This window comes from Flagellimonas chongwuensis (assembly GCF_013376415.1).
Taxonomy (GTDB): domain Bacteria; phylum Bacteroidota; class Bacteroidia; order Flavobacteriales; family Flavobacteriaceae; genus Flagellimonas; species Flagellimonas chongwuensis.
In genome coordinates, this window is sequence record NZ_WYET01000001.1 from 1,066,950 (window position 1) to 1,083,748 (window position 16,799).

Below are 16,799 nucleotides of genomic sequence, written 5' to 3' on the forward strand. Positions count from 1 at the left end.
ATAGAGAATGGAAATTCTCTTAAGGAAAGTTAAGGGCAATAAAAAACCGCCCATTGGGCGGTCTGTATTTTTAGTTGGAGGCCACCGTCATTTGTGGTGGATACTCCTCAAGGATCTGCGCAACAAATTCTTGGATGCGCTGTTCCTTTTTCTCAATATTCGAGGTATTGTTCAGTGTGCCTACACCACGACCTTGCCATACCAATTCCTTTTTCTCGGCATCGATAACGTCAATGTACAAAGAACCTTCAGTGCGGGTGCTCACATTGTTGCCACCCCAACCCCAACCCCAACCGGGACCCCAGGCCCAAGGACTATAGAAACCGCCCCAGCCCCAGCCGTAGTTGTTGTAGACATCGACACGTTCGCGTTCCTTGGTAAAAATGCTGATCAAAACATCTGGGTTGTCGGATTTCACGAATCCGCGGGAATCCAATTCAGCCTCGATGGCCCTCAAAATTCTTTTCTTATCCAAATCCGAGATTTGGGCCTTGTCTATCCCTGTTTTGTAAAAAGCATAGCTTTTGTAGGTATTAAAGTTGGCTTTTTGATCATAATCGGAGACAACCCTCACTGAGCTGCAAGAAGCCAATAAACCAAAGGAGAAGACAATGAGTGCTAAGTGTCGTAATCTTTTCATAGTACAATTTTTTTAAATTCTTGAGATGTAATCAATTAAGTCACAAATATTGTGCCGAATTGCTAATTTTGGGTGTTCGTTTTTGTATTAAATCCATAGGGGCAATGTCGACAGCCACTCTCACAGCAATACCCGCGTTTAAGAAGGTATTTTTCGGTAAACACCCGGTACCCTTGTTCCGATAAGTAATAATCACCCTCTTCCAAGGGAATGCGTTCTTTCATGAAAGGCACTGATTTTGCTATCTAAATGTAAGGCTTTCAAAAGAAAATGGCGAAAGTTTTAACCTTTTCAATACAAGGTTATTCACCGAAAATGTTAATCTTATTTTCAATCGGGTCAAATTTTCGGGCTTTTTTGAAGTTATATTTGTTGTGAACCTATTGATAACGAGCAGGTGATATTAGTCTTTAAACATTTCTTCTATAAAAATTATGTGGGCCTATCCCTTTGGCCGTTCATATTCCTAAAGGAAGATTCCCTTAAGGCCGATGAGGTGCTCATCAACCATGAACGCATCCACCTAAAACAACAGCGCGAACTGTTGATATTACCGTTTTATATCCTGTATATTTCTGAATGGCTTTTTCGAACGGTACTTTATCTGGACAGCTATCGTGCCTACCAGAACATCAGTTTTGAACGGGAGGCGTATGCCAATGAAAAGGATATGCAGTATCTTTCCAAACGGAGAATTTTTGGATTTTTGCAGCACCTGACCCGTTAATTATCTGGATTGAACATACCCAATGATCATATTGATATGCCCCTTCTCCGTGAAAAGGGCATCGACCTCTACCTAAAACGGGAGGACACCATTCACCCCTATATCTCTGGCAACAAATACCGAAAGCTCAAATACAATCTGCGTGAAGCCAAAAAACTGGGCAAACATACTTTGCTCACCTTTGGTGGTGCTTATTCCAACCATATTGCGGCTACGGCCTATGCTGGACACGAACAAGGGTTAAAGACCATAGGCGTGATTCGCGGTGAGGAACTGGAAGGTAAGTGGCACGATAATCCGACCCTAAATCTGGCCCATGAGCATGGCATGCAGTTCCATTTTGTATCCCGAAGCGATTACCGGCTCAAAAATGAAGCTGCTTTTCTAGAACGGTTAACTGATACATTTGGAGATGTCTATTTACTTCCTGAAGGAGGAACCAACGATTTGGCAGTGAAAGGTTGTTCCGAAATTTTGACAGAGGAGGATGCAACCTTCGATTACATCTGCAGCGCTGCCGGAACGGGTGGCACTGTGGCCGGATTGATCAATGCCGCACAATCACACCAAACGGTTTTGGGGTTCCCTGTGTTAAAGGGTGATTTTTTAATCGAAGAGATTCGTACATTTGTTCACAACGACCGTTGGAAACTCGTAACCGAATATCATTTTGGAGGTTATGCCAAAGTGGACCGACCGTTGATAGATTTCATCAACCTTTTTAAAAGTAAAACAGGGATACCTTTGGACCCCATATACACAGGAAAAATGCTTTTTGGTATTTTTGACCTTGTAAAAAAGGGTGTGTTTCCACCTGAAACCCAAATTTTGGCCATTCATACAGGTGGTTTGCAGGGAATTAAGGGGATGAACCATATACTGAAAAAGAAAAATTTACCGTTATTGGACGTATGATCAGGCGAATAGGATATGTATTGATTGTGGCACTTTTGCTCTCTAGCTGTGGTGCCAAAAAAAGAAGGTCAACTCAAAAAAAAGGTGCTCCCGTTGTGGTAAGGACGGAAAAACCGACAACTAAAACTACGAACGATCTTGATACCGAAGAGACCCTCGACCTTTTTCCCATGCCAGAGGACACCGGTCGTTTTGAACGCTTCCCCATCTCCGATACCGAGGATTATATTGACAACTTTGCTGAGATTGCCCAGTACGAGATGCGTGCTTTTGGTATCCCTGCCAGCATTACCTTGGCGCAAGGTATTTTGGAAAGTGGCTCCGGTCGCGGGGAATTGACCCTAAAAACCAACAATCATTTTGGTATTAAATGTCATACAGGCTGGCAGGGCGAGTTCGATTTTCATGATGACGATGCCAAAGGGGAGTGTTTCAGAAAATACAACCACCCTATGTACTCTTTCCGGGACCATAGTATTTTCCTCTCTACCCGATCACGATATGCCTTTTTGTTCAATTACCGAAGGGACGATTATAAAAAATGGGCACACGGACTCCGACAAGCGGGCTACGCGACCGACCGAAAGTATCCAGAAAAATTGATTGCCATTATCGAGCGCTACGACCTACACGAGTACGATGAGGCCGTTGTAGAAACTGGTCTGTCACCGGTACGCCAACCAAAACAGTATGATGTGTTCACCCATACCGTGGAAAAGGGCGATACGCTCTATGCGATATCCAAACGTTATGATATTTCGGTGGATGAGCTTCGCAGACTCAATAATCTGAACGATAATATTATTTCCATCGGACAGGTGCTGAACATTCGGGTATCGCAATAGTTTTTTTGTTGATGGTTTTCCGTGTGGTCACATCGAGCGCAGTCGAGATGTGATGATGGGGTTTTCGACTGCGCTCGAACTGACATATGATTTGTGCCCTGAGCTGAGTCGGAAGGTGCAAGACAAAATCATTTCCCAAAAAGTTTTATCCTCATTACCTTTGCGTAGCGCAAGTCTAATCGGATTTGTTTTGTCACATCGAGCGCAGTCGAGATGTGATGATGCGGTTCTCGACTGCGCTCGAACTGACATAGGATTTGTGCCCTGAGCGGAGTCGAAGGGCGCTGAACAAAATATACTAAAATAGATTCCTGTGTCCGCACGGGAATGACACAACACAAATATGATCTACCAACGAAGCAGCGCCCTGTTCGCAGAGGCCAAAAAATACATTCCCGGAGGCGTAAACTCACCAGTACGAGCTTTTAAAGCCATAGGGGGCGACCCTATTTTTATCAAGGAGGCCAAAGGAGCTTACCTGTACGATGAGGACGGCAACCAACTTATCGACTACATTGCTTCGTGGGGACCGCTTATTTTGGGCCATGCGTACGAACCGGTGATCAATGCGGTAATCGAGAAGGCCAAAAAAGGAACTTCCTTTGGAACGCCTACCGAAATTGAGACCGAACTCGCCAAACTGGCGGTGTCCATGGTGCCGAACATTGACAAAATCCGTTTTGTGAACAGCGGAACCGAAGCCTGTATGAGTGCGGTGCGCCTCGCGCGCGGGTACACGGGCAAGGACAAGATTATCAAATTTGCAGGTTGCTACCACGGCCATTCCGACTCCTTTTTGATACAAGCGGGGAGCGGTGCAGTTACTTTTGGCAGTCCCAACAGCCCTGGGGTAACGAAGGGCACGGCCAAGGACACCCTATTGGCCGATTACAACGATTTGGAAGGCGTAAAAGCCTTGGTGGAAGCCAATAAAGGCGAGATTGCCGCCATAATTTTGGAACCCGTAGCGGGGAACATGGGCTGTATTATCTCCAAGGATGAATTTATCCAGGGATTGCGCGACATCTGTACCCAAGAAGGCATTTTGTTATTGTTTGATGAGGTGATGACGGGCTTTCGATTAGGAAAAGGCGGGGCGCAGGAAGCCTTGGGCATTGATGCCGATATTGTGATGTTCGGAAAAGTGATCGGGGGCGGACTGCCTGTTGGGGCGTTTGCGGCCCGAGCCGAGATTATGTCCCATTTGGCGCCCGAAGGACCTGTGTACCAAGCGGGCACCTTGAGTGGAAACCCTTTGGCGATGAGTGCCGGACTGGCCATGCTGACCGCCCTGAACAACCAACCTGAAATTTTTACCAGCTTGGCCGAAAAAACGGAATATCTGCACAAGGGCATTGCCCAAACCTTGATTGAAAAAGGCGTGACCCACCAAATTAACCGTTATGGCAGTATGATCTCCGTGCACTTTACGGAGGAGCATGTGGTGGATTTTGCCAGCTCGGCGAAAGGCAATAACGATACCTTTAAAAAATACTTCCACGGGATGCTGGAGAACGGGGTGTACTTACCGCCCTCGGCGTTTGAAAGCTACTTTTTAAACGATGCCCTCAGCTATGCCGATTTGGATAGGACGATTGAGGCGGTGGCGAAGGTTTTTTAATTAGGACTTTGTTGACACCAATAATTCACAAACATCTACTTCTAAGATTTCAGCGATTTTAAATAAATCCTTCAAATGAGGTTGGGATTTATTGATGCACCAGTTGGAGACAGTGTGCTCATTTTTATCAAGTTGTAACGCCAAATCTTTCTGGCTAACACCTTGCCTGACCAAGATTTCTTTGATTCTGTTGAACTTCTCATTCATTAAGCCAAATGTACAAAATGCAAGTATGCAGTGCACTTATGAAAATCTACTTTTCATAAATGTTATTTTAAAATGAATATGTAATTTGCATTAATGTAATTTTGTTTTACATTTAAGTGTTCGAAAACGTTAATCAATATGTTTGACAGGTCCCAAATCATACATCTGATACAGCAAGATTTAAAACACAGCCAACTCACCGAAAGTTTACGGAATTTAGGTTTGGATGATGGGGGAATGTACAGTTTGGATTTGATGTCGCTAGTAGCTCAGTTGATGCAAGTGCAACCCGAACAAATGGAAAACTTTGCTGAAATCTATGGTAGTTACTTGGATAAAGCTGCTGAATATCCAGTTACTTATTTGGGAGAACATCTTTTGCCTGTTGCTGAAGCATGTTATGCAAGGTTGATGGATAGTAAAGAGGATTGAAAAGCTGCAAAAGGTGTTTTTGTAGTTAAGCGAGCATTGTTATGAACTAGCTTTTTTCATTTAAACGCTATGTTGTAATTCAATTTCAGGCATTTCATCATATGTTCTTCCATTCAATATTCTTCCATTTTTCTTTTTGTTTTTACCTCCCCATTGTTTGAAAAAAAATGCAACATCCGAATTCTTACATTGCTCTTGAATATCAAGCACCCAATCCGCATCCATTGGTCTTGGATTATGTCCGCTTTCTCCACCAACAATAACCCAATCAATATTATCTAGATCCATGTTTGGAAGTGGACCTATTAGTGGTTCTAATGATAGGAATTTAACCCTTGCGTTTGTCTTTCTCAAAAAGTCAATTCTATTTTCAACCTTTTGTTCCTCAACTGAGACACCCATCCAAATATTATGCGTCCATTTTAACTCTTTATGAAGTTCATTTAGTCTTTCAGCTCTTTTCGTCAAAACTTGAAAAACGTGTTGAGGATTTTCATTCATCACCCTAAAAACCTTTTTTATAAATTCAAGTGGTACTTTTTCGTGAAATAAATCACTCATTGAGTTTACAAAAACAACTTTTGATTTCTTCCAAGTATATGGTGTTTCCAATGCGTCTTCATGGGTTCTAATTTTGAAATTATCTTTGTACTTTTCGACACCCATTGCTTGAAGTCTTTTGGACATTATTTCTGCATAACAGAATTTACAGCCTTGAGATACTTTGGTGCAACCGGTTGTTGGATTCCAAGTCATTTCCGTCCATTCTATACTTGATTGAGCCATTATTTTAATTTTATTGTTAGCTTATTAAAATGCTCTTTAAATTCTCTATAGTTTATGTAAAAGGCACCTTTTCTAGTGTTTGATTTATCTTCTTTGATTATATCTAGTCTATTATCAGATTGAAGTTTTTTTAATATTTCCGTAGAGTGTTTTGGTAAAAATCCTGCTCTCAATGTGAATTCATAAATTTCTCCGTTCGTCCTTAACTGTTTTAAATAATCCAGTAATAGTTCCTCGAGTCTATTTGTTTCTAACACCGAAAAAAGTGTGGATTGTCCGCTATTATATTTCCAACCGCGACCTTGTTCATTATCGATGTCCCATTTAGTTTCTAGCATTTTTTCATAACCTCGAATATGCGAACTGAAGAAAAATAGGCAGAAAACGGTATTTTCTTCTTTTTTCAAGGTAAAGTTATCAACGAAATAGTCTTTACCTATAAACTTTTGAAAACCGTCTTTCAGGGAACGAATATACTTCCATTCATTATTTAGCTTTTCCTTGTTGATGCCTAATTGTTTGTTAAAATTCTCTAATACTTCTGGAGTCCCAGATTTTGAAAATCGATACATAAATTGAATAGGTAACCATAATAGAACTTCTGAGTTATTATTACAGTCCAGTAAATTCAGGATGTGTTGAGCTTTTATCTCTTTATAGCCAAATGGGTCAATAAATACAAAAGCCTTAGTGTTTTTGAACTTTTTAAATTGATTAGGAAGTTCCTCTACAATTTCAAGATAATCTTTATTGATTAAGTTCAAAGTCCCAAAATTGGGATAGTGTAATTTGTTTTCCTTTATGTGCTTATCGAGTGTATAGATTCTATCGCTGTCAATATCATTAAAATGGCAATGAATTTGAGGTGATTTAACTTTTCTCTTGTTTATAAATTGATAAAATGTTTGCTTTACTTTTTTTAATGCAATAACGGGACTTCCTTCTCCGCCATTTTCATAAACTCCAGGACCGCAGAATAAGTCGACTATATGAATTGCTTTTGTATATCCATCATTGCAGATTATGTTCAAATACTTCTGAACGTAGTCCCCAAATAGCTTGACTTTGGCTTCTGAATGGTTTAATAAATTTACCTGTGATTTCTTGCTCATTGGTTTCTTCAAATTTTAGATGAACGGTAAGGTTTAAGCCATTTCTAACAAAAATATTAGCCGCCAGCTATTATTTTTTTGTATGTAATATCTTCTTTATACTCAAAATCAACTTTTGGATAAAACTTTCTATATCCAAATTCATAATATTGACTTCCTGGTAGATTTTTTATTAAATTATATCTTGTGATAAATTTGAAATTTTCTGGTTTGTTACCATTTTCTAAGTTTTCAATATCCGCATTGTATTCCCATCTCATTCCTATAGAGCTTAAACTGTTGAAGAAAATCAAGTATTGTTCATATGTAGAGAGTTGAGAACGTATCGACTTTGCATAAAAATATCTTTCGTCTTCAGTTAAGAAATTTTGTTGTGATAAAAATTTAAATGATTGAAACAAATGACGAAAATAATGCCCAAACCTATGTTGATGTCCTCCGTAATATTTTACTAACTTTAAATTTGAAAATAAACTTTGGTATTCGTTATCAATATTATTCTTATTTGTGCTTCTATAATGGTTATAAACTTGTTCAAAGCATATTTTCATTTGAGATACATTTTTACCAACAAAATTTTTCCATTCTTTAAAAGCCTTCTTCTTTTCTTCTTTTGGTTTTAATTGTAAAAATGTTTTTAATCTTATCATGAATTCCTTGTTGTATCTATGATAAAATTTATGAAGTAGAATTGTGTCACTTTCTTTTGAAACTCCATAATAGAAAAAACAGAAAGCTATATCAACAAAAGCAAGTTCTTTTATGGTTGCTCTACAATTATTAACTTTTTTTATTTTACTTATTTCAGCTTGGTAGTCGGGTTTGAAAACTTCTAACTCAGGATACATCTTTTCAAATCTCTTCACTTCATGGAAACAATCCATAAACTCTTGCACTACTATTCTAAAGACCTTTCTTGATTCAGATTTTTCGAGTTTAGATTTATAAAATTTAGTATACTCCAATTCACTGATGTTATCTCTATGTAGATTTATAAGTTGATATAATCTTGATTCAAAACTCTGTTTAATTCCTGACTTTCTTTGTTCATTTAGAGTTAAATATAAAAAGTAAAATGCTGCACCACTTATTATTGTGCCTAGGAAACCACCAATAAAATCTCCAACTTGTCCAGTTGCTGCAAAATCTAACTTATCATAGTTCCAAATCCAATATCCATCAATAGCTGTGGCAATTAAAAAATACACCAATATTATACCTACCGACACCAATAACCCTATGGTGAGATTTTTTACTTGATTTTCATTCATTTCCGAATCAATTGGTTTTCAGGTTGTTGACAATTTTTTTTAATAAGCATAAAACTTGCACATTTAAACCCAAATTAGGTCCTATGCAAAAACATATTGTGCTGTAAAGTTATTGGGGAAAGGGGCTGCGAATGGCAAATTACTAATTACCAACAAATTACCATTGTGGAAAAACCTTAAAAAAACTAGGGGTTTTCTACAATTTGCAATAAACAGTTGACAATTATCAATTTTTTGGGTTACGGGTTACGGGTTACGGGTTACGGGTTACGGGTTAAGGGTAGAATGGGTTAAAGGTTAAATGGTGAAAGGTGAAGGGGGAAGTGATTGGTTTACTGCTTATGGTTTGCTCTTCTCGTTTTTTTGAGGCTAGGTAGCCATATCATAACAATTTCAACAATAATCAAGGGCACAAAAGAGAAAATCCATTCATTAACCGTTCTTTCTACTTCTGCATTATGGATTGGGCCATATAAAAAATCCAATGGCAGTATTTGGTACAATCTTACAAAAACAAAAGCCAAGGCGAGGGTATAGCTTCGGGTCATAAATTGTTGGTGGGCGACTATATTTTTCCTACGAATGGCTATCCAAGCGCACGCGGTGGTCAGTAGAAACAGAACCGATAGTAAAAACAAAGGGTAACGGCATCCAGCGCAATCGTTGATCAATGAAAGTCGTAAGGCTGAGATTCCGGCAATGAGCGAGCCAACAATGTATAGTTTGCCAGCCATTCGGTGATAGCGAATATATTTTTTACGAACGGACGGCCAAAACTGCACCGGCCCCAAAAAGAGAGAGAAGGTGGCTCCTACCATGTGGGCAACGAACCAAATTTGATTTGTGAACAGGGTAGTGCCAAAGCGTTCGTTCCTATAACCATAAAAATAGGCAAACACGTTATAGTAATAGAAATAAACGGAAATAGCTATAATGATTGTCCAGAAAATGAAGGTCAATATTCTTTTTGCTTTCATAGAACAACCGTTTAGTTGGATAGTAAGGTGAACGAACTAGCAATGCACCGACAGCATTATGTAAGGTATTACAGGTCTATTTTTGAAAATAAAGGAAGGGGAATTGTTTTCAAGATACTAATAATCAGTGAAATGTAATCAATAATTTAGGTTAAAAGGTCAGGATTGGGTTTTGAGGATTAACAGTTGCTTATTGGCTAGGCTATCATTTTTTATTTCAATGGTGTAATTTGGGTTTATGGTATCCAAAATGGTCTCCAAACGGCCCATGGGATATGGTTTGCCATTGACCCAAAGTTCTTGATACCCTTTGGAGCCTTCCTTGTTGAGCAAGCTCCGCAGCACCAAATGCTGTTTTTCCGACTCCTGCGCCGGCACTTCCGTTCCCGTGGTGTCAACCTTGTTAAAGGGACCGCAGGAAACTATTAAAATTAGTGTGCAAAACAGATAAGCGTTCAATAATCCTTTTGTTCTCATGCGCTATCGATTTTCGGGAATTAAAATACCATTTTCCTTGATAATCTTTTGAAGTTGTCGGTCCAGATTATCAATATAAATACTCTCGCCAGTCACAAAATTACCGCTGTAGATAATGGTGCTGTCTTTTAGAATGATCAAATGTGGATAAGCGTTGAACCCCAAAGTGTCCTGTACCTTTTTCATGTTTTCCCCATAAATGGTGGTGTAAGAGTGTCCCAATCTGGCCTCGACCTGGATGCGCTCTTCAAAACCTTGATTTTTTAAAGGTATGTTTACGGAGTAAATGGCAATATCCGGGTGTTGGTATTTTTCACTTATTCTTTCGAAGTATGGAAATTTTTCAAAGCAAGGTTTGCAAGAGGTGTTCCAAAAATCCAATACAGTAATTTTTTTATCAAATGGAACGGTGTCCTTGTCTTTATTTGTAAAAACCAAGTTTGTGGGAAAAGGCTTGGCTACATAAAATTTGGAATCGTCGGTCAAGGCCAAGAACATACTTGGATAACCGTATTTACCCAAAAATATCACAAACAAAAAGGTACATATAAACTTGGGCAAAAAATGGGATATTCTTGCCCATCTGCCCAAAAGGATACAAGCCGGAATAAAGATTAAATAAAGGATAGACCTCTTAAAATCCATGTCTATCAGAGAAGGAATTAAAATCAATAGCCATAGGGGCAAAAAAGCCCAAAGCATTTGTTGTTTTACCTTTCCTATTAGAAAGTAGGATGTCAAAAAACACACGATTAAGGTAGTGGGTAAAATATAGAAGTGATCCCCATACGAAATAAGGCCCGTTAGCATGTAGGCAACAGGAACAATAAAGTATTTGAGTTTTTGGAATATTGTTTTCATAAGAAGGCTTTTCTGCCCCTGAAAATCAGGGGCAGATTTTAGAAATTAAACTACTTCTTCGCAACTTTGCAACCATAAGAACCCGCAGCCTGTGGTCGTTTCGTTACAATTGGTATTTGAATAACCATTGTTGTACCAATCGCATGTCCAGCTACAATTGCAGTCTGGTGAGCTTCCTGTAATATTGATATTCTTTTTCTTTTCCAAAGAGCCTAGTTTCAGTAAGTTTTCTTGTAGGTCAATCGAAATAACATTGTCATGAAAACCACCATTGTTTTTTGGTGAATAGTCTTCCAAGGAGCCAAACATCATTAGAAAGTCATACTCAGGAGTTATTTTGGCAAGTTCAACAGCCAACAATGATATTTTTTCTAAATCAGAAGAATCATCTTTTAATTGCTGTGTCAAATTGTCTATTAAATTATCATGATTTGGTGATAGGTGTAGACCTTTTAATTGATTGAGTTTCTCTATCCATAAATCATTTTTTGCTGAATCTTTTAGACTTGAATAGTCAGTTTTTACTTGTCTATACTCTTTACCGGTTAGGAAAGTTGCACGAAGCTCACTGGTTTCTTGAAGCAAATCACTTTGTTGGTCAGAACAAGAAGTAGACAATAGAATTGCAATAACAATGAGGTTAAGCGTTTTATGATACTTGAACATTTTGTTGGATTTAAGATATTAGTAATACCCTACTCTTTCGATTTTCGAATACTCGTCCAATTATTTTTGGTGTCTTTTTTTGGCTTTCACATGTTTTGACGTTGGATGGTCAGTCCGCTTGTAACCTCTTAGTGTTTAGACTAACAGGTATAGGGGGTTATCCTATGACATTGGGTCATAGTTACAATACGTGTTGAAATAAATTAATGGGAGGTTGAGGTCGCAAAATACTATTTGCCAGCAAATTGACATTGCAGTAAAACCTTAAAAAAACTAGGGGTTTTCCATAAATACGAAGTGTAAAGTTGGAAGTACGAAGGCAAGGGTCGGTTTTGGGTGAAGGTGAAGCGGTAAAGGGTAAAAAGGTTAAGGGTTAACGGTTTTGTGGAAAAGGTGGTGGGAGCATGTAGATTATCTATAAACGATATAGCTTTCCTAACTCCTACTCAGTCCTTCTCACTTTGTTCTTTCGCGGTTTCCTGTACGTTTTTAAACTCGATATCATCGTCTATGATGCCTTTGAACGCTTTGATCCAGGCATTTTTAAAAATGTTCGTCACGGTGGGCCACGTTTTCGTCCTCACGTTCTTTAAATCGCCTTCAATGGGCACTTTGGTAGCGAGGGTATTTTCCTTGTGGTTTTTTAGGATAAACTTAAAAAGGCCCACAAAGCCTTCCCACAGTGTTTCTAAAAACGCATCTTCCTTGCCAATGAGCTTGGCATCTTTGATAATGGGTTTTATATAGCCTTTCAGGTAGCCATCGGCTATGGCCATTTCGCTATAAAGGTTAAAATTGCCCTTGTCAAAATCGAGTCCTGCGTAGTGGTTCGTAAAATCGTTGAGGGATGTGGCGTTGGCATTCTCCAACGTCAAGGAAAGGTCCATATCGGGAATCTGCTTTACCAAATCCATTTGACCTTCCAAATGCAGGTCGCCACCACCAATACTTACCGCATCGGCAGATAGGTTACTGGGCAATCGCGCTTCTTTCCGGACCACATTGCGAAGGTTAGTTGCATAGAGCTCCAAGTTTTCCAGATGTAGGTCAATGTTGGGGTCGGCTGTCAACTGTACAAAGGCGACCTTGCCGTTGTGTATTTCCAGATTGTTGATGTCGATGGGTACCAAATCGGTAAGTGCCTTGGACCAATCCTCCACATCGGCATCTTCGGGCGTTGCCTTTTGTTGGTCCTCGAACACATAAATCATCTCGGGGCGCGTCATGTTGATCTCGCTCACAATCTCTCCCTTGAACAACGAAGCCCACTCAATGGAAATATTCGTCCGTTCAAAATTGAGAAAGGGAATTTCCGTATCGGCGTTCACTTTGTTCAAATACAGTTGATGAATGGTATAGGCACCCGTAATCAAAGAGAGGTCAATGTCCTCCACATGGCCATAGTGGCCGGGAATATCGGCCAAAACCTTGTTCACATAGTTTTTTACAATGTAGGGCAGCGCAATCCGGAGACCTATCAGCAAAATGAGAATAATCAAAGGGACCAGGTACCGCTTCCGTTTGTATATTTTCTTTTTGGCCATCCTATTTGTCACGTTTTTTACCGCGGCCGGTCATGGTGGACACCAAGCCTTCCTTTAGGTTGATCCATAAATAATTGAAGAAGGATTTATCTTGATTTCGACTTACTTTGAAATTTCCATATCGGAAACCGTCTTCATCGGTCTTGTCGCCCTTGTTGGCAAACAGGTTTACTACTGCGGTCAGTAATTTGTTTACGCCCAGGCGGTCTTTTTTTAGGACAATGAATTCAAAATCCTCATATTTCATCTTCATATCGCCTTGGGACTCGAGTTCATTTCCGCTAATGGTAAAATAGAGTTGTTGCACGTTGCCTTTGACCTCTGCCCCTAAATTGGATTTTAAAAATGGATTAATGCTCTGGGACTGGAAATTGGACAGGGAACCCTTTACCACAAACTTATTGGCCTTGCTTTTGGGGTCAAAAGACCAATCCAAGGTAAAGGGACCATTGTCCATAAGTTTGGCATTGATATCAATATCCACATTGCCCAGACCACGACTGTGCAGGTTGCCAATGGTAGCATCAATATTGGTGAATATTAGATTGTTGGGCTCTATATCTTCCTTAACACGTTCTTCGTAACCTATTTTTCCATTTAAAATTTGGACCGAATCCACTTGAAGGTCCAATGGTAGGTTTCTAAGCGCTTGGTTGTACATTTTTTTGTGCGTGGTATCGTCCGGCAATAGCTTATCCCGATAGACATAAAAAACAGGATGCTTTAGCTGCATTTCTTCCAAATGGAAATAGGGGAGCTGTTTTTCAATATCAAAACCCCAGTTTTTCAGTGCAATTGTATCAATGGTAAGATCATAATGATCGTGCTCCACGGCAAGTCTTCGCGAGAGTTCGGTCTTGGAATATTTGGTGCGCAATACAAATTGTTGGAACCTACCGCTATCTGGGGTCAATTGCATGTTCCCAAATTCAATGAACTCCAAACGGCTCATGTTAAAATAGCTTTTTTCGGTGTTCAATTCGTAATCCCCGTAGGCAAAGGGAATTTTTTCTTTGGCCGTGTTTTCGTCAAAATGGATATCGGATAGGGTGAAGTCAATGCCTTGAACGGTAGCAGTACTGTCCGCATCCTTGTTCAGCATTTGAAAGCGTCCGTTTTTAATACGAAAGTTTTCTACTTTATATTTTTTCTTAGGACCTACTGTTTTCTTTTTTGAAGAGGTATCCCGCTCTTTTTGACGATACACAATATTTGGTGATACCAAATCGAGCTCACCTATGGTTACGTCCCCATTTTGAAGCAGAGGCCAATATTCCAGCCCTGATATGGTAATGGATTCTGCCTTAAAATCCATGGAGTTGTCCGGGTCGTTGCCACTAATTTGGGTCAGACTGATTTTCCCCGAAAACACATTAGTGCTGATATCACCATAGGTGAAGTTGAGTTTTTTTGGGATCTTTTCATTCAGGATAGTCTTTACTTTGCTGGAGAAAAACAATTGTGCCGCAACTGAGGCCAAAATCAATACTAAAACGATTCCGACCCCAATTTTTAAAATGCGTGATTTTTTGTTTTGCGGCATATATGTGTTAATGGTGTGTTTATAACATGTGGGAGGGGGAGTGGAACTCTAGCCTTCCTGTTCTTCCTCTTCTTCTTCCAAAAAGGGAACTACCTCGGAAGGTGTATCAATTTGAATTGCTTTGTCGCCATTTACAATAATGGGCTGTGTTACCACTTTGGGGTTATTTTCCAAGACCTTCAACCAATCGTCCTCGCGTTGTAAATCAGGGTTTTCCCCATATTCTTTAATAAAATCGGCGTGATCGGTATTGATCAGTCCCTTAATGGGCTTGTTCAATAATTCGGCTATTTCTGCCCATTGGGTAGCCGTAACCTTTGTTTTGCAAAGGTCTATGTTCAGCACCTCTTTATTGCTGGATTTAAGGTACGCAAATGTTTGTTGTCCTTTATTGGTATCGCCATTATAGAACAATTGTATTTTTCTGTTATCTGTTGCTATTACTCCCATGTCGTCCTTCATTATGATGTATTTTAGAATAAAGTAACCGCTTTTTGATGTTTTGCCTTAACGCTATCGATTTTTTTAGTGTCGTAAAAGAGGATAAAAAAAGCGGGGCCAAAAGCCCCGCTCCTCACACAAACTAACTCAAACCGAACCACTCAGGATGATGGGATAACAAAAGGTATGGTGGGTCGAGTTATGAGCATCTGAATAAATGAATTGTTATAAACGTTCGTAAGTAAACTGGTAATGTCCCCTTTCCCCTTCGGTGCTGGTGAAGGCGGTAAAGTCGAATTTGTAGTAGTTTCCGTCCACATCTTTAAGTATGTAGTACACATTTTCATTGATCGTACCGTTAAAGGCATCTCTCCAACCACTTCCAACAACGGCTCTGTTATCGTAAACAAAGGAAGATTCATCTACGTCGGCCATTGCAAAGTTGGCGTAGGTAGGTACTCCCTCTTCAATGGTTACTTGATAAAGCCCTGTTCCTCCTAAAGTATTGTGCAGTACATAATCGGAATAGGTTAGTCCAGCCACTAAACCTTGGGAGCTTCCGTAGTAAGAGAATACTCCGCTCAAGTTGATGTCCCACTGTTCTTTGGTGGGCTCCACGCTTACGGTTTCGCCGTTGGTCAAACTAAAAGCGGTAAGGTTGTACGCATCATTTTTGGCAACGGTTACTTCATTGTACGACTCGGTTTCGGCCAAATCTGCATATTGAACGGTGTAACTATTGCCATCGCTCAATACCCTGACCTTCATGTAACCTCTGGGGTCACCAGTGGTCTCAATGCTTCCCACGTCTTCAGCGGGTCCTGGTATTTCAAATCCCAAGCTAACGATGTACACGTAATTTTCTTCCGCTGTGGTGGACACTTCCGAAAAGGCGGTTCCTTCCAAAGTTCCTTCGGCATTATCGGTAAAGGAAATACCTTCATCCAAATTTCCATACTGGTAATAGCTCACGGGCAGACCTTCCAAAAGTTCGGATACGGTACTCACGGTAACGGCTTCTGGCTGGAACATGGCATTTAATCCGTTCAATTCCATTGGGGCGGGCAGGTCGCTGGCCTCGGTAATGGACAAAAGGTCGGTTTCCCCTGTGATTTCAACAGCAGATACGGCCAAGGCAGGATTCAAGAATACGCGGTTTTCCGTTCCATTGAAGAATGCGATTTCCCAAGTGTCACGTTGAACCGCGGTCTGGGTCGCGGAACTAAAATCAAAATAGACTTGGTTGGGCATGTTGGAGCCTCCGTTTTCCGAATCGATGACCCCACTGCTAGCGGCAACGGCTGTGTAACTTACCAAGGTGGACGCTGTAGAGCCTTGTGACCAGTCGGATTGGTCGAAGCTCTCTATGGAGAACGTTACGGATTTTGAGGATCCCTCGATGGCATTGGACAATTTGTTGAAAGTAAACGAAGTATTTCTGTCACCTGCAGCCACGGAAATCGCAATGGTTCCCGATGCACCATCTGGCGTTGTGGTAAAATCCGTTCCGTACTCGGCATTGGTTCCAGTGTAGGTCAGGTTGATGGTCCCCGCCTCGGATGCAGGCCTCGAAAAACTTAAGGTAATCTCTTTTGAAGTGTCCTCTTCTGTGGTGCCAACGGTTTCACTGCTAAAGTTTACTGTAAAGTCTATGAGGTCTTCGCCTTCATCATCGCTACAAGAACTGATGATAAGAAGGAGTGCGATTGCTTTTAAAAGGATAGTTTTTTTCAT

19 protein-coding genes are annotated in these 16,799 nt (G+C 40.2%); 5 read left to right on the forward strand and 14 right to left on the reverse strand.

The window, feature by feature from the left end; genetic code table 11:
- Positions 1 to 70: 70 nt before the first annotated feature.
- Together GUA46_RS04635 and GUA46_RS04640 are read right to left on the reverse strand one after the other, a co-directional pair.
- Positions 71 to 640 carry a DUF4136 domain-containing protein gene (locus GUA46_RS04635; protein WP_176619481.1) on the reverse strand — a complete coding sequence of 190 codons (570 nt, stop codon included), beginning with the start codon at positions 638 to 640 and terminating at the stop codon, positions 71 to 73.
- A 62-nt stretch (positions 641 to 702) separates the two neighbouring features.
- The gene (locus tag GUA46_RS04640; RefSeq protein ID WP_176619482.1) at positions 703 to 864 is read right to left on the reverse strand and encodes a DUF5522 domain-containing protein; all 162 of its coding nucleotides are present in this window, start codon (positions 862 to 864) and stop codon (positions 703 to 705) included.
- 173 nt (positions 865 to 1,037) lie between these two features.
- Between GUA46_RS04640 and GUA46_RS04645 the strand changes: the two genes are divergently transcribed.
- The 4 genes from GUA46_RS04645 to hemL all read left to right on the forward strand — a co-directional run bounded on the left by GUA46_RS04645 (position 1,038) and on the right by hemL (position 4,748).
- Complete coding sequence (locus GUA46_RS04645) at positions 1,038 to 1,367, forward strand: hypothetical protein (RefSeq protein WP_176619483.1); 330 nt, start codon at positions 1,038 to 1,040, stop codon at positions 1,365 to 1,367.
- A 9-nt stretch (positions 1,368 to 1,376) separates the two neighbouring features.
- Positions 1,377 to 2,282 carry a 1-aminocyclopropane-1-carboxylate deaminase/D-cysteine desulfhydrase gene (locus tag GUA46_RS04650; RefSeq protein WP_417942506.1) on the forward strand — a complete coding sequence of 302 codons (906 nt, stop codon included), beginning with the start codon at positions 1,377 to 1,379 and terminating at the stop codon, positions 2,280 to 2,282.
- Positions 2,279 to 3,127: a glucosaminidase domain-containing protein gene (locus GUA46_RS04655; RefSeq protein WP_176619484.1), complete on the forward strand. Its 849-nt coding sequence runs from the start codon at positions 2,279 to 2,281 to the stop codon at positions 3,125 to 3,127. Before GUA46_RS04650 ends, GUA46_RS04655 begins: the two co-directional genes overlap by 4 nt.
- Positions 3,128 to 3,470: 343 nt before the next feature.
- A complete protein-coding gene (gene hemL / locus GUA46_RS04660) occupies positions 3,471 to 4,748 on the forward strand; it encodes a glutamate-1-semialdehyde 2,1-aminomutase (protein ID WP_176619485.1) in 1,278 nt (425 codons plus the stop codon).
- On the opposite strand, the gene GUA46_RS04665 is transcribed toward hemL, so the two are convergent.
- Complete coding sequence (locus GUA46_RS04665; RefSeq protein ID WP_176619486.1) at positions 4,749 to 4,955, reverse strand: helix-turn-helix transcriptional regulator; 207 nt, start codon at positions 4,953 to 4,955, stop codon at positions 4,749 to 4,751.
- 138 nt (positions 4,956 to 5,093) lie between these two features.
- On the opposite strand from GUA46_RS04665, the gene GUA46_RS04670 reads away from it, so the two are divergent.
- Complete coding sequence (locus GUA46_RS04670) at positions 5,094 to 5,387, forward strand: hypothetical protein (RefSeq protein WP_176619487.1); 294 nt, start codon at positions 5,094 to 5,096, stop codon at positions 5,385 to 5,387.
- Between the two features lie 60 nt (positions 5,388 to 5,447).
- Here the strand turns inward: GUA46_RS04670 and GUA46_RS04675 are convergent, their stop codons facing one another.
- The 11 genes from GUA46_RS04675 to GUA46_RS04725 all read right to left on the reverse strand — a co-directional run bounded on the left by GUA46_RS04675 (position 5,448) and on the right by GUA46_RS04725 (position 16,799).
- Positions 5,448 to 6,173: a DUF5131 family protein gene (locus GUA46_RS04675; protein ID WP_176619488.1), complete on the reverse strand. Its 726-nt coding sequence runs from the start codon at positions 6,171 to 6,173 to the stop codon at positions 5,448 to 5,450.
- On the reverse strand, positions 6,173 to 7,285 hold the full coding sequence (gene tcmP, locus GUA46_RS04680; RefSeq protein ID WP_176619489.1) for a three-Cys-motif partner protein TcmP: 1,113 nt from the start codon (positions 7,283 to 7,285) through the stop codon (positions 6,173 to 6,175). The genes GUA46_RS04675 and tcmP overlap by 1 nt, the downstream gene beginning before the upstream one ends.
- A 56-nt stretch (positions 7,286 to 7,341) precedes the next feature.
- The gene (locus GUA46_RS04685; protein ID WP_176619490.1) at positions 7,342 to 8,556 is read right to left on the reverse strand and encodes a putative phage abortive infection protein; all 1,215 of its coding nucleotides are present in this window, start codon (positions 8,554 to 8,556) and stop codon (positions 7,342 to 7,344) included.
- Between the two features lie 332 nt (positions 8,557 to 8,888).
- Positions 8,889 to 9,533 (reverse strand): DUF2306 domain-containing protein, encoded by a 645-nt coding sequence (locus tag GUA46_RS04690; protein ID WP_176619491.1) that lies wholly within the window; start codon positions 9,531 to 9,533, stop codon positions 8,889 to 8,891.
- Positions 9,534 to 9,692: 159 nt separating this feature from the next.
- A complete protein-coding gene (locus GUA46_RS04695) occupies positions 9,693 to 10,010 on the reverse strand; it encodes a hypothetical protein (RefSeq protein ID WP_176619492.1) in 318 nt (105 codons plus the stop codon).
- Positions 10,011 to 10,013: 3 nt separating this feature from the next.
- Positions 10,014 to 10,871 (reverse strand): TlpA family protein disulfide reductase, encoded by an 858-nt coding sequence (locus GUA46_RS04700; RefSeq protein WP_176619493.1) that lies wholly within the window; start codon positions 10,869 to 10,871, stop codon positions 10,014 to 10,016.
- A gap of 45 nt (positions 10,872 to 10,916) precedes the next feature.
- Complete coding sequence (locus tag GUA46_RS04705) at positions 10,917 to 11,537, reverse strand: bacteriocin fulvocin C-related protein (RefSeq protein WP_176619494.1); 621 nt, start codon at positions 11,535 to 11,537, stop codon at positions 10,917 to 10,919.
- 446 nt (positions 11,538 to 11,983) lie between these two features.
- Positions 11,984 to 13,081, reverse strand: a complete 1,098-nt coding sequence (locus GUA46_RS04710) for a DUF748 domain-containing protein (protein ID WP_176619495.1) — start codon at positions 13,079 to 13,081, stop codon at positions 11,984 to 11,986.
- Position 13,082: 1 nt separating this feature from the next.
- Positions 13,083 to 14,624, reverse strand: a complete 1,542-nt coding sequence (locus tag GUA46_RS04715) for an AsmA family protein (protein ID WP_176619496.1) — start codon at positions 14,622 to 14,624, stop codon at positions 13,083 to 13,085.
- 48 nt (positions 14,625 to 14,672) lie between these two features.
- The gene (locus GUA46_RS04720) at positions 14,673 to 15,086 is read right to left on the reverse strand and encodes an arsenate reductase family protein (RefSeq protein WP_229418430.1); all 414 of its coding nucleotides are present in this window, start codon (positions 15,084 to 15,086) and stop codon (positions 14,673 to 14,675) included.
- A gap of 204 nt (positions 15,087 to 15,290) precedes the next feature.
- Complete coding sequence (locus GUA46_RS04725; RefSeq protein ID WP_176619497.1) at positions 15,291 to 16,799, reverse strand: HmuY family protein; 1,509 nt, start codon at positions 16,797 to 16,799, stop codon at positions 15,291 to 15,293.

What these genes read in the sequence shown, in the direction of transcription:
- GUA46_RS04635 (WP_176619481.1), bottom strand. Translation starts at nt 640, where the DNA reads ATGAAAAGATTACGACACTTAGCACTCATTGTCTTCTCCTTTGGTTTA.
- GUA46_RS04705 (WP_176619494.1), bottom strand. Translation starts at nt 11,537, where the DNA reads ATGTTCAAGTATCATAAAACGCTTAACCTCATTGTTATTGCAATTCTA.
- GUA46_RS04695 (WP_176619492.1), bottom strand. Translation starts at nt 10,010, where the DNA reads ATGAGAACAAAAGGATTATTGAACGCTTATCTGTTTTGCACACTAATT.
- GUA46_RS04665 (WP_176619486.1), bottom strand. Translation starts at nt 4,955, where the DNA reads ATGAATGAGAAGTTCAACAGAATCAAAGAAATCTTGGTCAGGCAAGGT.
- GUA46_RS04655 (WP_176619484.1), top strand. Translation starts at nt 2,279, where the DNA reads ATGATCAGGCGAATAGGATATGTATTGATTGTGGCACTTTTGCTCTCT.
- GUA46_RS04700 (WP_176619493.1), bottom strand. Translation starts at nt 10,871, where the DNA reads ATGAAAACAATATTCCAAAAACTCAAATACTTTATTGTTCCTGTTGCC.
- GUA46_RS04640 (WP_176619482.1), bottom strand. Translation starts at nt 864, where the DNA reads ATGAAAGAACGCATTCCCTTGGAAGAGGGTGATTATTACTTATCGGAA.
- GUA46_RS04675 (WP_176619488.1), bottom strand. Translation starts at nt 6,173, where the DNA reads ATGGCTCAATCAAGTATAGAATGGACGGAAATGACTTGGAATCCAACA.
- GUA46_RS04670 (WP_176619487.1), top strand. Translation starts at nt 5,094, where the DNA reads ATGTTTGACAGGTCCCAAATCATACATCTGATACAGCAAGATTTAAAA.
- GUA46_RS04690 (WP_176619491.1), bottom strand. Translation starts at nt 9,533, where the DNA reads ATGAAAGCAAAAAGAATATTGACCTTCATTTTCTGGACAATCATTATA.
- hemL (WP_176619485.1), top strand. Translation starts at nt 3,471, where the DNA reads ATGATCTACCAACGAAGCAGCGCCCTGTTCGCAGAGGCCAAAAAATAC.
- tcmP (WP_176619489.1), bottom strand. Translation starts at nt 7,285, where the DNA reads ATGAGCAAGAAATCACAGGTAAATTTATTAAACCATTCAGAAGCCAAA.
- GUA46_RS04685 (WP_176619490.1), bottom strand. Translation starts at nt 8,556, where the DNA reads ATGAATGAAAATCAAGTAAAAAATCTCACCATAGGGTTATTGGTGTCG.
- GUA46_RS04725 (WP_176619497.1), bottom strand. Translation starts at nt 16,799, where the DNA reads ATGAAAAAAACTATCCTTTTAAAAGCAATCGCACTCCTTCTTATCATC.
- GUA46_RS04715 (WP_176619496.1), bottom strand. Translation starts at nt 14,624, where the DNA reads ATGCCGCAAAACAAAAAATCACGCATTTTAAAAATTGGGGTCGGAATC.
- GUA46_RS04720 (WP_229418430.1), bottom strand. Translation starts at nt 15,086, where the DNA reads ATGAAGGACGACATGGGAGTAATAGCAACAGATAACAGAAAAATACAA.
- GUA46_RS04710 (WP_176619495.1), bottom strand. Translation starts at nt 13,081, where the DNA reads ATGGCCAAAAAGAAAATATACAAACGGAAGCGGTACCTGGTCCCTTTG.